Source organism: Cohnella cellulosilytica (assembly GCF_042431195.1).
In the GTDB taxonomy this organism is placed as follows: Bacteria; Bacillota; Bacilli; order Paenibacillales; family Paenibacillaceae; genus Cohnella; species Cohnella cellulosilytica.
Genome location: NZ_JBHMDN010000020.1, coordinates 264,016 through 279,201, shown reverse-complemented (window position 1 = coordinate 279,201; position 15,186 = coordinate 264,016). Strand labels below are relative to the sequence as shown.

Annotated in this window: 10 protein-coding genes; 4 read left to right on the top strand and 6 right to left on the bottom strand. The window is 59.6% G+C overall.

Annotated elements, in window-relative coordinates; translation table 11 throughout:
- Positions 1 to 71: 71 nt before the first annotated feature.
- The gene (locus ACFFT4_RS16295; protein WP_378049363.1) at positions 72 to 1,424 is read left to right on the top strand and encodes a glycoside hydrolase family 30 protein; all 1,353 of its coding nucleotides are present in this window, start codon (positions 72 to 74) and stop codon (positions 1,422 to 1,424) included.
- A gap of 208 nt (positions 1,425 to 1,632) precedes the next feature.
- On the opposite strand, the gene ACFFT4_RS16290 is transcribed toward ACFFT4_RS16295, so the two are convergent.
- Both ACFFT4_RS16290 and ACFFT4_RS16285 read right to left on the bottom strand, forming a co-directional pair.
- Positions 1,633 to 2,595, bottom strand: coding sequence for an alpha/beta fold hydrolase (locus tag ACFFT4_RS16290; protein WP_378049361.1), 963 nt, complete (start codon positions 2,593 to 2,595; stop codon positions 1,633 to 1,635).
- Positions 2,596 to 2,745: 150 nt separating this feature from the next.
- A complete protein-coding gene (locus tag ACFFT4_RS16285; RefSeq protein WP_378049359.1) occupies positions 2,746 to 3,951 on the bottom strand; it encodes an ROK family protein in 1,206 nt (401 codons plus the stop codon).
- 229 nt (positions 3,952 to 4,180) lie between these two features.
- Between ACFFT4_RS16285 and ACFFT4_RS16280 the strand changes: the two genes are divergently transcribed.
- The 3 genes from ACFFT4_RS16280 to ACFFT4_RS16270 are packed head-to-tail and all read left to right on the top strand — an operon-like array spanning position 4,181 to position 6,376.
- The gene (locus ACFFT4_RS16280) at positions 4,181 to 4,789 is read left to right on the top strand and encodes a chromate transporter (protein ID WP_378049357.1); all 609 of its coding nucleotides are present in this window, start codon (positions 4,181 to 4,183) and stop codon (positions 4,787 to 4,789) included.
- Between the two features lie 24 nt (positions 4,790 to 4,813).
- Positions 4,814 to 5,353, top strand: a complete 540-nt coding sequence (locus ACFFT4_RS16275; RefSeq protein ID WP_378049355.1) for a chromate transporter — start codon at positions 4,814 to 4,816, stop codon at positions 5,351 to 5,353.
- Positions 5,354 to 5,398: 45 nt separating this feature from the next.
- Entirely contained in the window at positions 5,399 to 6,376 is a 978-nt protein-coding gene (locus ACFFT4_RS16270; protein WP_378049354.1) for a formylglycine-generating enzyme family protein, read from the top strand.
- A 247-nt stretch (positions 6,377 to 6,623) separates the two neighbouring features.
- On the opposite strand, the gene ACFFT4_RS16265 is transcribed toward ACFFT4_RS16270, so the two are convergent.
- The 4 genes from ACFFT4_RS16265 to ACFFT4_RS16250 form a co-directional block, all read right to left on the bottom strand.
- A complete protein-coding gene (locus ACFFT4_RS16265) occupies positions 6,624 to 7,493 on the bottom strand; it encodes a sugar phosphate isomerase/epimerase family protein (RefSeq protein ID WP_378049353.1) in 870 nt (289 codons plus the stop codon).
- The gene (locus ACFFT4_RS16260) at positions 7,490 to 8,488 is read right to left on the bottom strand and encodes a Gfo/Idh/MocA family protein (protein WP_378049351.1); all 999 of its coding nucleotides are present in this window, start codon (positions 8,486 to 8,488) and stop codon (positions 7,490 to 7,492) included. Before ACFFT4_RS16260 ends, ACFFT4_RS16265 begins: the two co-directional genes overlap by 4 nt.
- A 163-nt stretch (positions 8,489 to 8,651) precedes the next feature.
- The gene (locus ACFFT4_RS16255) at positions 8,652 to 11,033 is read right to left on the bottom strand and encodes a glycosyl hydrolase family 95 catalytic domain-containing protein (protein WP_378049484.1); all 2,382 of its coding nucleotides are present in this window, start codon (positions 11,031 to 11,033) and stop codon (positions 8,652 to 8,654) included.
- 55 nt (positions 11,034 to 11,088) lie between these two features.
- Positions 11,089 to 15,123, bottom strand: coding sequence for a X2-like carbohydrate binding domain-containing protein (locus tag ACFFT4_RS16250; RefSeq protein ID WP_378049349.1), 4,035 nt, complete (start codon positions 15,121 to 15,123; stop codon positions 11,089 to 11,091).
- Between the last annotated feature and the right edge of the window lie 63 nt (positions 15,124 to 15,186).

The following is a 15,186-nucleotide window of genomic DNA, read 5'->3' as shown; positions in this document are numbered from 1 at the left end:
TATTGTTTCTACAAATTCCGCTATTTTTCCTCCTATAATAAAGTACGAATATACTTATGGAGGTAACGACGATGGGCCAAAGAACGATCAGAGTCATTCAGACCGAGCAGCATTCCCAAGACAGGCTAACGGAGAAAAGCTCCCTGACCTTCCGTCCGGACGAACAAGGCGTAGAAATGCCGTTGATCAATATTTACGAAGACTTGACTTACCAGGAGATCGTCGGCTTCGGCGGCGCCATTACGGAAGCTTCCGCGGTAACCGCCGCCAAGCTCGGCGAGAGCAACCGCGACGCAATCATCAACTCCTACTACAACGCGCAGGACGGCATCGGCTATACGATCTGCCGCACGCACATCAACAGCTGCGATTTCTCCCTCGGCAATTACGCTTACGTGGAAGAGGAAGATCCGATGCTCGCCAACTTCGACATCAGCCGGGACAAGGAGACGCTGATCCCGTACATCAAGCAGGCCGCAAACGCGGCCGGAGACGACTTCCGGCTGTACGCCTCCCCCTGGAGCCCGCCGCAATGGATGAAGACGACCGGGGAAATGAACAACGGCGGCAAGCTGAAGCCGGAATATCGCGACGCCTGGGCCCGCTATTACGTGAAATTCATCGAGGCCTACGAAGCGGAAGATTTGCCGGTGTGGGGACTGACGGTCCAGAACGAGCCGAAGGCGGTTCAACGCTGGGACTCGTGCATCTATACGGGCGAAGAGGAACGGGACTTCGTTAAAAATCATCTGGGACCGACGCTGGAAGCGGCCGATCTGTCCCGCGTCAAGCTGATGATCTGGGATCATAACAAGGAGCGCCTCTACGATCGGGCTAAAATCGCCTTCGAGGACCCGGGAGCTTCGAAATACATCTGGGGCGCGGGCTTCCACTGGTATTCGGGCGACCACTTCGAGTCGCTGTCCGCCGTGCACGACCGCTTCCCGGACAAGCAGCTCGTCTTCACCGAAGGCTGCCACGAAGGCGGCGTGCAGCTCGGCTCCTGGAAAAGCGGCGAACGCTATGCGCACGACATTATCGGCAACCTGAACAACTGGATGTCCGCCTGGACGGACTGGAACATCGTGCTCGACGAGCAGGGCGGCCCGAACCATGTGGGCAACTATTGCGACGCTCCGATCATCGCCGATACCCAATCCGACTCGCTGACGTACCAAAGCTCTTATTATTACATCGGGCACTTCAGCAAATACATTCGCCCGGGCGCGGTGCGGATCGGCTGCACGAAATATACCGACAAGCTGGAGACGACCGCCTTCCGCAACGCGGACGGCACAATCGCCGTCGTCGTGCTGAACCGAACCGACGAGGCCGTTCCGTTCACGCTTCGCAATAACGACGAGTTGGCGGAAACGTCGATTCCCGCCCACGCGATTCAGACGCTGCTGTTCGATAATCCCTAAGACAGGACGACAAGCAAAAACACCTGCGGCGTCCATAGGACGGCGAACGCGTTTTTGTCGGAGACGATACAGACAAGGATAAGGGTGAAACTTATAAATTCTGTATCGTTAAGAAAGGGCATGTCTCTCCCAAGCAGTCGAAACTGCCGGGAAGAAGACATGCCCTTTGCCCTGTGACTATCAGAAAACCCGCGCAACGCCCGGTTGTTCAGTTCTCGCTCAGGAAAAACTGAATCGTCTTGTCCCCCGAGCCCGGCAGATGCTCATGGCCGAAGTCCGGATAGACAACGAGCCGCTTGGGAGCGGTTATCTTGTTATAGGCTGCGAATTGCGTGGATGGCGGACAGATCGTATCCATCAAGCCGACGAACATCAGCACCTCGCCGCGAATCCGGTTCGCCAAATACTGCAAGTCGATGTAGCCGAGCCGCGTGAAAATCTCGTCCTCGCGCTCGTGCAGCGGATCAAAATGGCGGAAAAACGTCCGCAGCTCCTGGTACGCGTCCTTCGCCAGATCCATCTCCCAAGTCCGCTTATAATCGCACAGGAACGGGAATACCGGCGCCAGCTTCTTCACTCTCGGCTCCAGCGCCGCGCAGGCGATCGTCAACGCGCCGCCCTGGGAGCCGCCGGCCGCGTATACGCGCTCCGGATCGACCTCCGGAAGGTCGAGCGCAATGCCCGCAAGCTGAGCCGTATCGAGAAAAATGTGCCGGAACAGCAGGTTGTCCTCATGATCGTCCAGACCGCGGATGATATGGCCGTGATGCGTCGTGCCCTTGACCCCTCCGGTATCCTCCGAGAAGCCGCCCTGTCCGCGACAGTCCATCGACAGCACGGAAAAGCCGAGCGACGCGTAGGCCAGCTTGTCCAACCAGTCCCCGGCGTTGCCGGAATACCCGTGAAACTGCACGACCGCAGGATGAGGCTCGGCGACGTGGCGCGGGCGAACGTACTTGGCATGAATGCGCGCGCCGCGCACGCCGGTGAAATAAAGATCGAAGCATTCGGCGGACGGCGTCTGGAAGGCGCTTGGAACGAGCTCGACCTGAGGGTCGACGGCCCGCATTTCTGTAAGCGCTCTCTCCCAATAGGCGTCGAAATCGGCCGGACGCGGATTGATTCCCTGATACTCTTTCAGCTTCTCTAGCGGCATATCGACTAACGGCATGGATTAAACATCCCTTTCGGCGAAGAATGAAGGTAATGAAGCTTTATCCCTCCACATGTTACCACATCGGGAGCCGAGTTCAACTATAAAAAAACGACGGAAAACGGCCCTGGTTCGGCTGCAATTTTCCGCCCTTGTCCTTCGCCCGGTTTAAACCGGCATCTTCTTCCACACCATCAGAGCGGCCCCGGTCGCGACGGCGTCCTCCTGCAGCTCGCCCTTGGTGAAAATCGGTTCGTACTCCGGATAATAATATACGTTTTTACGCGCGATGCCGATCGCCGTTTCGAAGAAACGATCGTACGAATTCATCAGCGCTCCTCCCAGCACAACCGTCTCCGGATGCAGCATGTTGATCATGTTGGCCAGGCCGATGCCGAGATGCGAGGCCGCTTGTTCGAACAGTTCCTCGACATGCGCGTTGCGCTGTCTAAGCTCCTGGAGCAGCAGCTCGTAGCGAATGCGATCCGGAGGCACCCGAAGCTTGTCGTTCCATTGTCCCCCGCTGATTTTCGCCCGCGATTGCGCCAACCGCTCCAGCGCCTGCACGGATACGAACGCCTCGAGCGCGCCGAAATTGCCGTCCTCGCTCAGCCGCGGTCCGTCGGTCTGGATAATCATCTGCCCGATCGCGCCTTCCATATCCAGCGATCCGTGAATGATCTGGCCATAGGACATCATCGCCGAGCGCAGCCCGACCCCGGCATGCACGTACAGCATATGCAGCGGATTGGAGCCGCGCATCGCCCATTGCTCGCCCATAAGCGCCGCGTTGGCGCCGTTCTCCAGCTCCGCGCGGAAGCCGGTTTGCTCCTCGATCATGCGGCAGATCGGCACGTCGACCCAGCCCGGAGAGGAGAAATACTTCGGCTTCACGATCACGCCCCGCTCCCTGTCCAGCGGACCTACCGCGCCGATGCCTACTCCGACGACTTTGGCGGAATCGATTTTGTGGTCGTTCAGAATAGCCCTCATATTCGCGGCCACGTGCTCGACGACGCGTTCGGGCGTCATCGCCTCATCCATGCGCCAGCGCGTAAACGACATCGGATTCATTCGCACGTCGAAAAAGCCGAGCGACGAGGAGAATCGGGAGATCTCCAAGCCGAAGAAATAGCCGTGCTCCGGATTTGTCTCGTATAGAATCGGTCTTCTGCCGCCGCTGGACGGCCCGAATCCCGAAGCCAGAATCAGTTGCTCCGATACCATCTCCTCCAGGAGACGGGTCATCGTACTGCTGGTCATCGCAAAACGCTCCAGCAGCTCCGCCTTGGAGGCTTGACCCAGCTCGGCGATATGGGTGTAAATCAGCCGTTTCGGCGACGGCAAGCCGGCGTTTCGTTGCGACACGAGCATTCCCCTTTTACCCAAGTAACCGCATTGGAAATCTATTAAACATTATAGCCGATTTCCTTCGACAAGACTACTAGACGACTTTCCCCCTTCGTAACATAAAAACAAAATGAAATTAAGTCAAATCAATAGCCGCTATCAGAAGATGTTATAAATCCATTTTCCCAAAACTTAATTCCAAAATGAAATAAAGATGGTATACTAGAGAGGCAAAACTGAAGGAGGCACGTCTATGAATGCGAATTGGAGGATGATCGGCTCGCTGTTTGCGACCTTTCTGAAAATGGGTCCCTTTACATTCGGCGGCGGCTACGCGCTCATTCCGGTGATCGAAAGGGAAATCGTGGAGAAGCGCAAATGGCTGCAAAGCGAGGACGTCGCCGACATCGTCGCGGTATCCGGTTCCGTGCCCGGCGCGGTCGCCGTCAACTCCGCCACGCTGATCGGCTATCGGATTGCGGGCATTCGCGGCGCGCTGTCGGCTCTGCTCGGCATTTTCCTCCCGACGTTCGTCTTGATGATCGGGCTGTCTCTGGTGTACATTCAGATGAAGGACAATCCGAAGATCGAAGCCGCCTTCCTCTCTATCCGCGCAACGGTCGTTGCCATGATCGTCTACGCCGCCATCAAGATCGGAAAAACCGCCATCGTCGACTTCGCCACAGGGGCGCTTGCGACGATCGCCGTCTGCCTTCTGCTCTTCGGCGGAGGCCTTGTGCATCCCGTCTGGGTCATCGTCTTCGGCGCGCTCGCGGGCATCGCCGTCGTGAAGATCCGCGCGCTGCTGGGCAAGAAGACCAAGCTGGAAGAGAAGGAACCCGTATACGACTACATGATCTAATCACGACGATAATGGGGAATGGCTATGCTTATCGATTTGTTCTTGACCTTTTTGATGGTCGGGCTCGTCTCCTTCGGGGGCGGCTACGCCATGATACCGCTTATTCAAGAAGAGGTGCTGAACCGCCATCACTGGATGGACGCGGCCCAGCTCACCGACATCGTCGCGGTTGCCGGCATGTCTCCGGGACCGATCGCGACCAATATCGCGGTTGCCGTCGGCTACCATCAGGCCGGAGCGACTGGCGCCGTCGTCGCTTCCGTGGCGATGATTCTTCCGTCGCTGGCGCTTATTCTGGCCGCGGGCAAGCTTATTATGCGGTATCGCGACAACCGGCTTGTGAAATCGTCCTTTTTCGGACTTCGCCCGACAGTGGCCGGCATGATCGTCTACGCCGCCATTCTGTTCGCGCAAAATTCGGGCATGTCGCTGGCGTTCGATTGGCGGACCTGGAGCCAGCTGGCGATTTTCGCCGGTTCTCTGTTCGCCTTGATTTACCTGCACAAGCATCCGTTTACCGTCGTGCTGCTCTCGGGGCTCGTCGGCATCGCGGTCTACGGCTAAGCCGGCCGCACATTCGCGCCTGATCTACGGAAGGAGCCGAATTCTATGGAACAACAACCGATCAAAGCCTGCTGCGCGGCGCGCCGCAGCGACGTCTCCGCAGCAACTGGACAAGAGCCGCCCCGGTCTCCGCAGCCGGTCGAAGCGACCTCCTCGCGCAATCCCTCCGACGGCCTCGTGCTGCTGCCCGGCGGCGAATTCGTTATGGGAACCGATTCGCGGGAAGGCTTCCCGGCGGACGGGGAGGGTCCGGAGCGTCCCGTGCGCGTCGATCCTTTTTATATTGCGCCGTACGCCGTCACAAATACGCAATTTCAGCAATTTGTAGAGGAGACGGGTTATGTCACGGAAGCCGAGCAGTTCGGCTGGACGTACGTTTTTCACCTGTTCGTATCGGAGGAAATGAAGCGGGAGGTCGTCAACGTGCCGCAGGCGACGCCTTGGTGGTACGTGGTCAGCGGAGCGCACTGGGCGAAGCCGGAAGGACGGGATTCCGATATCCGCGGCCGAATGGATCATCCGGTCGTCCACGTCTCCTGGAACGATGCGGAGGCGTATTGCCGATGGTCGGGCCAGCGTCTGCCGACCGAGGCGGAGTGGGAGTACGCCGCCAGAGGCGGCCTGGAGCGCAAAACCTATCCGTGGGGCGACTTGCTCAAACCCGACGGCGAGCATCGCTGCAACATCTGGCAGGGCAAATTTCCGGTCAAAAACAATGCAAGCGACGGTTACGAGGGAACGGCTCCCGTCGATGCGTACAAGCCGAACGGATACGGGCTGTACAATATGGCCGGCAACGTGTGGGAGTGGTGCGCGGACTGGTTCACCCCGGCTTACCATCAGGCGACCCCGAGCGAAAACCCGCGCTTCGAACAGCCCACCGGCAGACGTTCGATGCGCGGAGGCTCGTACTTGTGCCATCGTTCCTACTGCAATCGGTACCGCGTGGCGGCCAGAAGCTCCAATACACCGGACAGCTCTACCGGCAACGCCGGATTTCGCGTCGCTCTCTCGGCGGAGTAGGCAGTAAAAAACGGGCTGTTTCGTAGGCTAGGGCGTACAAGATGATCGAGGAAAAAGAAGAAGCATCTATCTCCTGGAGACTGCCTCATACGTTCCTGAAATTACCCTGTGACGGGTTTACCAGTTCAAATTTCAGGATCGTATAGCATCGGAAGGAGATAGATGCGACTTACACCATTCCATCGATCATCTTTCGGTACGACTCTTTGTGTCTACGAAACAACCCGTTTTCGGATGCCTGAGTTTGCTATCTGAAGTATTGAGCCAGATGCGCCGCAGCCTTCTCGATGCCTTGGCGCTCGGCTTCGATCGTTCCCCAGTAGCGGTGATCCTCCAGCTCGATGCCGATCGCGCCGTCGTAGCCCAGTCTCTCGAGACGGACGGCGACCCTGCTCCAGTCCACTTCTCCGTGACCGGGAATCGTATAGCGCCACGAGCCTTCCGAGAAGCCGTACTTCGCCCCGAAGGTCGCGGTCAGCGTGCCGCATTCGTACAGCTCGTCATGCAAAATTTCCGTATCCTTGCCGTGGCAGTGGTTAATTCGCTCCCCGAATTCGGACAGCGCGCGCAAGTAATCGATGCCGAGCCGGACCAGGTGGGACGGATCGTAGTTCAAGCCGAAATGCCGCGAAGGAATCGCCTCGAACATCGCCCGCCACATTTCCGGCGTGCATCCGAGCGTCGGATAATGAGGAGCCGGGCCGGGCCAGCCTTCGATCGCGATATAGACGCCGACGCGTTCCGCATGGGCGACAAGCTCCGGGAACGTCTCCTTCCAGATCGCGAACCCTTCGTCGCGAGGCAGCGTCGCGTCCTCGGGCACGAGGCACATGAACATAACCCGGCCCCCGAGAGCGGCCATCCCGTCCATCTGCTTCTTCACCGATTCGACGGCGTCCGCCCGTCGGGCTTCGTCCCGGCTTAACAATTGCGCAACGCCCCGGGCATCCACCGATCCGATGCCAAGCCCCGCCCGATCGCATGCCGCCTTGACGTCCGCGGTCAGCTCCGGCACGTCCAGCACGTCGAGACCGACACGCGCCGACCAGGCGGCGACCGCCTCGATGCCTTCTTTCCCGATCTGCGGGGGAATTCTCATACCGATGCGAAAATTCACGATTGAACGCCTCCTGTCGCCGCGCGCGCATCCTCTGCCGGAGAATACCCCGCCGCTTCATATACCATTTCCGAAAATTTCACGACCCGATAAGCGAATTCCCCGCTAACCGCCACTTCCCGCCGACCGAGAATCGCGTCGATGAAGCTCTTGTCCTGGTTCGTCGTCTGTGTCGGAAGCTCGGGAACGATCGGCTCCTGGCGCAGGCGGCGAAGCGTAATGCGGCCGTTGTCGTAGAAAATGCCGCCCTCTTCCCCGCAGAAGGCATAGGTTTCATGCCAGCAAGGGGCATAGCCGACCAGGTTCAGTCCGCCGACAGCCCCTTCCGCGAACCGGATCGAAGTAAACGTGTCGATCTCGACCGGAGAGCCGTGCCGATGAAGCTGCGTGTTGACCTCGACCGGCGTCAACCCCGTCGTCCACAGCAGTACGTCAATGATATGGCTGCCCGAATCCATCAGGAAGCCGCCGCCCGACAAGCCGGGATTTTGCCGCCACGTTCCCGGGGTGCCCTGCCTCCATTCCTGGTAGAGAGAGGCGGTGACGGACGTCAGCTTGCCGATCTCGCCCCGCTCGATCGCTTCCTTAATATAGAGAAATTCCGGCTGAAAATGACGCTGGTACGATACCTGCAAAATTTTCCCCGATTGTTTCGCCGTCTCGATCAGCCGTTCCGCTTCGGCGGAACTGCAGGTCATCGGCTTCTCGATCAGAGTGTGCAGTCCCTTGTTCAGCGCATCCGTCGCCTGCTCGTAATGCAGCGTGTGCGGAGAACAAATGACAACGGCGTCAAGCTCGACTTCCTCCAGCATGCCGCGGTAATCCGCGTATTGCTTCGCCTCGCGCAGCTCGAATTTCCCGACAAACTTGTCCCTGCTCTGCTCGCTCGTGTCCGCGATCGCGACAATCTCCGCCTCCGGCAGCTCCAACAGCTGCCGAGCGTGCCACTCCGCGATTCCGCCCGTGCCGATCATGCCGATACGCAATCTGCTCATGTTCGTCCCTCCGCCAATTAGATTCGGTATAGACAAGATTAGGGTAGCAGATCGCGCCGCCTATGTGTATCCACAAACGCGACATCGTTATACGATGTTGGCGCCTTGATCGCGGCATAATCGTTGCGACGCCCTCGCTGCCGGGGGGACGGCGATCAAGGGATTAGCGGATCGGCCCGGCGTCCGCGGCCGGGACGAGACGAAGCCTCTCTCCCACATTCGTTTTCATTCGCAGAATATCGCCCTCCAGCTTGATCGGCTCCGAACCTTCACGCAAGCACAGGACCGCGGCCCCGCTCCAGGGGTTGTAAACCTCCAACGGAGATCCCGCTTCGCTGACCATTTCGAGCTCCCGCACCTGCCCGCTTTCCCATACCGCGCTGACGAGGAAGCCTCCGACCGCGCGCAGCGTGCGGAATTCCGCGCGCTTGTCCGCCGGCCAGTTCGGAAACAGGCGAACGATGCCATTGTAGCTCTGCATCAGGCATTCGTTGACGAGCGCCGGCAGCGCGAAGTTCTCGAACCATACGCCCATCGGCGCCATATAATCGAACAGCGTCGTATCCGCATACCTGCCGCCCGCTTCCAGCAGCTTGTCGGTGCACGTTCCGTTCGGCAGCAGGCAGTATTCGACCTGCCGCTTGAAGCGCTCCAGATCGAGCTTTCCCAGTCTGGCGCCGGCCAAATTCAGAAATACGAGCTCGTTCCCTCCCTCGTTGCGGTGGTTGAGGTAGGAATTGACTGCGACGCGATACTGCTCCGGAGGCGAATGCAGGCCGTGGTCCTCCCCGGGAAACACGGTTGCGATGCCGTTGGGCACGTTGTACACGACCTCGGGATCCTCCCCCGGCACGGACACGAACACGGTCCCCCGCTCCGATCGGGCGGTCGGATATTCCGGAAAGCGGGCGGCGACCTCCCGCACCTCGCTCAGCAGATCCGTCTCTTCCTCCTCCAGTCCAAGCGCCTCGCAGGCTCCCTCGAACGCGCGGAACAGAAACTTCGTCAGCGTCAGATCGACGATGCAGTCGCGATTGCGGCCGAACCCGGGAGTCAGCTCGTACAGCTCGGGAACAACGGTCGGATAAATATGATAGTTGTCGTCCCCCCATTGCGGACCCCGGGCTTCGGGCCGCTTCATATAGTCGACCATGAACAGCGCCGCGTCCTTGATCGGCTCGAACGCGCGCTCGGCCAGAAACTTCTTGTCCATCGTGTACAGATAGTGCCACCACAGGCTCTGGACCGTCCACGGAGTTTCGCAGATTTCCCAGCCCCAGTGCGGCACGGGATACGGCATCATGCTCATCTCCACCGGATAGGCCGAATGGGGAAAATAAGCTCCGCGCAAGCCGTAATACTCGCGGGCCCATTTGCGGCTGACGGGCAGCACGTGATCGACCATGTCGACGTAGGCGAGATGCTTGTCGACGTGATTGCTGGAGAACGCGACCCAGAACGGCTGCTGCGTGTTGTAGTTCATATGGTAGTCGCCGTGCCACTCCGAGCCGATCCGGCCGTAGCTCCAGTTCGCGAACAGTCCCGGGCACGTCGCCCCCGGCTTGACCGAGCAATGGAAGAAATACAGGTTGCGGTACCAGATCCGTTCCAGAAATTCGTCCTCGAGCGCAACGCCCGACCGCGACCAGAAGCGCTCCCAATCGACCCGCGCGGCTGCGAACGCCGCTTCGAACGCTTCCCGGGACGGAGACGCGATCGCCTCCCCCGTTCCGGTCACCGCGGAATCCTTCCCTTCGTCCAGTTGAACGCATGCGACGAAGCCGATCTCCCGCCCGAGCGTCGCCTCCAGCTCGCGTTCGCCGGCCCGGAAAGCCGCTCCGGCCGGGAGCCGAACCGCCAGGCGGAAAGCCTTGTCCTTGGCGGAGCCGGTTCTCCCCTCGACGTCCGAAGGCAGCCGCTGACGGAACGAGATTTGCCCGGCCCGTTCATCCACGCCCCCTTCGTAAGCGGGAAGCTCCTGCGGCGTATGCGGATCGGGCAGCAGACGAATGCGATTAAACGGAGAAATCTCCGGCTCGCCCGATTCCGTATTCCGCAAGGAAATCCAGAGTCGGTCCGCGCGTTGGTCCGCGAACACGTCCAGCGTCGCCTCGCGTCCGTCGATCAGCAAACGGATCTCGCAGCGCCCGTTTTCCAGCCGCAGCGTATGTCCGAGCACCTCCGTCTTCCTTCGGTCGAACCCGAGCAGCAGAGAGCCGCAGGGCATCGGCCGCGGATACGGAAAATCGTAGTTTTCGCCGGCCATGGCGACGTATTCCTTGTACCACGGATCGTCGCTCAGCGACTCGTAATGGGACGGAATCTCTTGCAGCCGGGCGAACAAGTCCGCGAACGTTCCGATTCGCTCCCGATTGTTTTCCGCAATGCGGATATCCCATACGTTGTTATGGCCGAAGTGGATGACGACGGCGTCGGGGCGGGTCGTCACGACCGCGCCCATTCCGCCGTTGCCCAGCAGCGCGCCTTCGAAAAAGGTTGCCGCGGGACGATCGCTATGAATCGCGTGCTTGCCGGCCAGTTGCATGTTGTTCACGGAAAACGCTCCTTCGTCTATTCCGGTATTGCCGCGAGCTTAACATTTACGGCTGGGCGTCGCGGGCGGCCGCCTCGATATCGGGCAGCGCCCAATGCGTATCGGGCACGTCCTTCCAGGACGATTCGATCCGGCCCTCGAGCGGCTTGCGGCCGATCAGCCGGTTGAGGATGACGACCGCTTCCGCGCGGGTCAGAGTGCGATCCGGACGGAAGGTACCGTCGGCGAAGCCTTTCATCCAACCGGCGGCTTGCGCCTTCAGGATGGCTGCCTGGGCCCAATGGCTATCCGCATCCTTGAACCCGGCTCCTTCGGCGGCGACCGCATCCGTCAGCATCGACAGAATGTACGCCATCTCCGCGCGCGTAATCGGACGCTCGCCCTTAAACGTGCCGTCGGCATAGCCCTTCATCAGCCCCATACGGACGATTCGTGCGATCGCGTCGTTCGCCCAATAGCCTTCCCGAATGTCCATGAACGCAATGTCCTGCGCGGTTTCTTCCCTTTGAAGGACCCGGGACAGCAGCGCGGCGATTTCGGCGCGGGTAATGTCGCTGCCCGGACGGAAGGTGCCGTCCGCAAATCCTTTAATATAAGCTTCCGAATAAACGGGCTGTTCGGGAACTTCTGTTTCCGGTTCCGGATCGGTCTCCGGCGATGGCGCCGGCGAAGGAACGCCCCCGCCTGGGCCGCCTCCTCCTCCGCCCGAAGAAGATCCCGGCGGCGAATAGAGGGTCGCGGTCGTGAAGGTCAGAGCGTCCAGCTTCATCAACGCGCCCGATTTCTTGACGCCCTTGATCGTATGCGTACCGCTCGCCAGCCCGGCGATGTCGAACACCGTCTGATTCGCCGCCCTGCCGGCATCGTACGCGTCTACCGTCTCCTTAAATTCGCCGTCGATATAGACGTCGATCTCTCCCGCGTCCGGCCCTTTCTGAACCGCCATCCGGACTCCTGTCCCCTTAAACGCATATTCGAAAGAGTCGCCGTTCGTCGGCGTAAATTGAATATCGTTCTTGTGATCGCCGCGGAAGTCGAAATCCAGATTGACGACGCCGACCGGCTGCGTCAGCAGATACGCTTTGCCGATCGTGACCTGATCCCCGGCGACCGTATAGTCCGTCCCTCGTACGAGAGGCTGCCCGCCGTGGGATATCCCGGCCAGGTTCCTTCCGTCGACTTTCAGCGTCGTCGTCACGTCGGCTTGCAAGGACGCCTCCTTGTCGAAGCTGCCTTCGTTCGGGGCGATCAGATCCTCCAGCAGAACGTTCAGCTTATCCAGCAGCAGAAATTTCTTGTCGGTCCGATTCACGACTTTAAGCGTATGGGCGCCGTTGGGCAGTCCAGAGACGCTGTACACCGTTTGCTGCGCCAGCCGGCTCGGGCTGGACGTATTCGTATACAGAACGGACGCTCCGTCGAGAAATACTTCGATATCCCCCTGGGACGAATCCTTCTCCGTCACGTATTCGATACCCGTTCCTACGAAGTTATATTCGAAATAATCACCGATCGTATCGGTGTAATGAACGTCGTCCATATAATCGCCCATGCCCCGGCCCGTGCTTCTGCCCCAGGAACCGGTATAGACAATCGTCGGATCGTCGTTGTTCACCGCAAGCGAGCGCACTAGCGATTTCTCGATCACATCCACGGCCAGCGCCCGGGCGGCCCCTCTGTCGAACACGAAGGTCAAATAGGCCGTTCCGTTCGGCAGTCCGGCTAAATAGGCCTGCTTGAGAATAACCTCCTCGCCCGACACGATATAATCGGAGCCCGGCGTCAGCTCCTCGCTGCCGTTGCGGATGCCCGCAAGCGCATTGCCGTTCGAGATCAGCTTAACCGTCGCGTCTCCGGGCGCGGCTTTGTTGACCGTCACGCGTTCGGATTCCAGCGCGCCGTCCAGCGCCGCCGGTTCCGGAAGCTCGGCCGGGCTCAGCGTTATCCTCAATGCGTCCAGGAGCATGTAACCCCCGTTCAGCTTTTCGGCTTTGAACGTATGCGGCCCGCTCGGCAGGTTTTGCGCGCTATAGACGGCTTCCGCAACGGACCTGCTCGGCGCGTAGGTGCTCGTTACGGCTTGCAGCCCGTCGAGCGTGATCGCGACGTCTCCTTGCGACGAATCCTTTTCCGTAATGTAGTCGATTCCGGTGCCTTCGAACGCGATTTCGAAGGAGGCACCGTCGTCCTCCGCATAATGTACGTCGTCCATATAATCACCCAAGCCTCTGTCCGCACTTCTTGACCAGCTGCCCGTATAGACGATGCGGGGGTCCGTATCGTTCAAAGTGATCGTGTTGTCGACGGAATCCCGAATCGCAAGGCCCAGCGTCTGAGGCGAGCCCGCATCGAAAACAAAAGTCAGGTAGGCGATTCCGAGCGGCTGGCCGGACAAATACGATTTCTTGATCACGACCTGATCGTTCGTTACGGTATAATCCGTGCCCGGAACGAGTGCGGATGCGCCGTTGCGAATGCCCGCAAGCGCATTCCCGTTTAAGCGGAGCGGAACGACGATATCGGTTTGTCCGGACGGAGCGCGATCGAACTCGGCCCCCGTCAGGAGCAGCTCGCTGCTGGGCTTCGCGGCGGAGGAATCGCTTATGGCGATCGGGAACGTCTGCGATGTCGCAATCATCTCCTGTCCGCCATTGCGCTGCCAATCGCCCGTATAGAGCAGCCGCGGATCGTCGTTGTTGGCGGCGACCGTTCCCCCTTGCGAGGTGATTTTCAGCAGCCTGGAGGCATGCGGCGCAAGGGCCTCGGCCGTAAAGCCCGTATCGTAGGTTCCTAAATTTTGACGGCTCCACAGATCGCGAACCGCCGCCGGTCCGCTCAAGCCGATGTCGCTCCAGTCGACGCGAACCGTCGCTTCGGTGTTGCCGAGGTTAAACAGCGCGACCGACAGGCTGCCGTCGTCGTTGTTCGCGTACCAGACCTGCTGCTGCGTTTCGATCGAGACGGGCTGTCCCGGTCGGCCGGCCTGATTGACGGCGATCACTTCCTCGTTCGTCAGCAGCTCGAGCCCGTAGGAATCGAGCCGGGTCAGATCGTTGCCCAGATAGATCGGCACCGAGGAGACGGCCCAGAACGTCATCGCGGTTTTGCGTTCGTCGCGGGTCAGCCCGTCCATCGCTCCGTTGCCGACGCTCAGCGAATCGAAGTCGTTCCAGCCTCCCGGGCCGGCATGCCTCCACCACTTGGCCGCCAGCGGGAACAGCCGGGCGACGCTCGGCCATGTCGTCAGAGCCACCCCGTCTCCGCAGTAGCATTCGATATCCCAATCTATCCGCCACCCGTTTGCAAGCGTTTTCCACAGATCGGCGTAATTGATGTCCAGCGCCCAGGAAAGCTCCAGCCAAATGTGATGGCGGGCCAGCGCCTTGGACCAGGCTTTCACGTCCTCGCGCGCGTCCAGGGAAAGATCGGATACGCCGGAGCCCGGCGTGACGCTGTCGAATTTGACGAAATCGACTCCCCAATCGGCGATCATATCGGCGATGGAATCGATATACAGCTGCGCGCACGGATTGGAAAAATCGATCTTGTAGGTCAAGTCCCAATAATCGGCATGACTGAGCGGCTGCTTGGCGATATCCTGCATGCGGCAGCTGTCGTCGCCGTAAACCGGGAGATTTTGCTCGTAGGCTTGCGGGGACAGTCCGGGAATCAAATAGATCCCGAATTTCTGGCCTTTGGCATGCACGTAATCGATCAGATTGGTAAAGCCGTTCGGATACAGCGTTGTGCTGGGAATCGGCCTGCCGTAGCCGTCCATGCCCCCGTTCCACGCCGCGTCCACATTGATGTATGTATAACCGTAAGGCTGCAAGTATCGGGCCATGGCGTCGGACTGGGCTTTAATATTTTCCTCCGTAATCCACTGGCCGTTGCCGGAATAGACCTGCATGCTGTAGCTGCTCCACCCCATGTAGGGCTTCTCTCCGACCGCCGATTTGCCCGGATACTGGTTGCTCGCCGCCTCCGCGGACGGAATGTCCGGGAACGTCCAGCCCAGAGTCAGGGAAACCGCGAGGATGACGATAATAGCCGTCCGGATCTTTTTCGCAAATCGTATCATTATCAACAACTCCTTAATCGTTCAATGATTGCACAGCAGGTTCTCTCCCGCATTGACGAAAGT

Bases quoted from the DNA above. Each gene is read 5' to 3' on its own strand.
- ACFFT4_RS16290 (WP_378049361.1), bottom strand. From the start codon at position 2,595: ATGCCGTTAGTCGATATGCCGCTAGAGAAGCTGAAAGAGTATCAGGGA.
- ACFFT4_RS16295 (WP_378049363.1), top strand. From the start codon at position 72: ATGGGCCAAAGAACGATCAGAGTCATTCAGACCGAGCAGCATTCCCAA.
- ACFFT4_RS16275 (WP_378049355.1), top strand. From the start codon at position 4,814: ATGCTTATCGATTTGTTCTTGACCTTTTTGATGGTCGGGCTCGTCTCC.
- ACFFT4_RS16285 (WP_378049359.1), bottom strand. From the start codon at position 3,951: ATGCTCGTGTCGCAACGAAACGCCGGCTTGCCGTCGCCGAAACGGCTG.
- ACFFT4_RS16270 (WP_378049354.1), top strand. From the start codon at position 5,399: ATGGAACAACAACCGATCAAAGCCTGCTGCGCGGCGCGCCGCAGCGAC.
- ACFFT4_RS16255 (WP_378049484.1), bottom strand. From the start codon at position 11,033: ATGCAACTGGCCGGCAAGCACGCGATTCATAGCGATCGTCCCGCGGCA.
- ACFFT4_RS16280 (WP_378049357.1), top strand. From the start codon at position 4,181: ATGAATGCGAATTGGAGGATGATCGGCTCGCTGTTTGCGACCTTTCTG.
- ACFFT4_RS16260 (WP_378049351.1), bottom strand. From the start codon at position 8,488: ATGAGCAGATTGCGTATCGGCATGATCGGCACGGGCGGAATCGCGGAG.
- ACFFT4_RS16250 (WP_378049349.1), bottom strand. From the start codon at position 15,123: ATGATACGATTTGCGAAAAAGATCCGGACGGCTATTATCGTCATCCTC.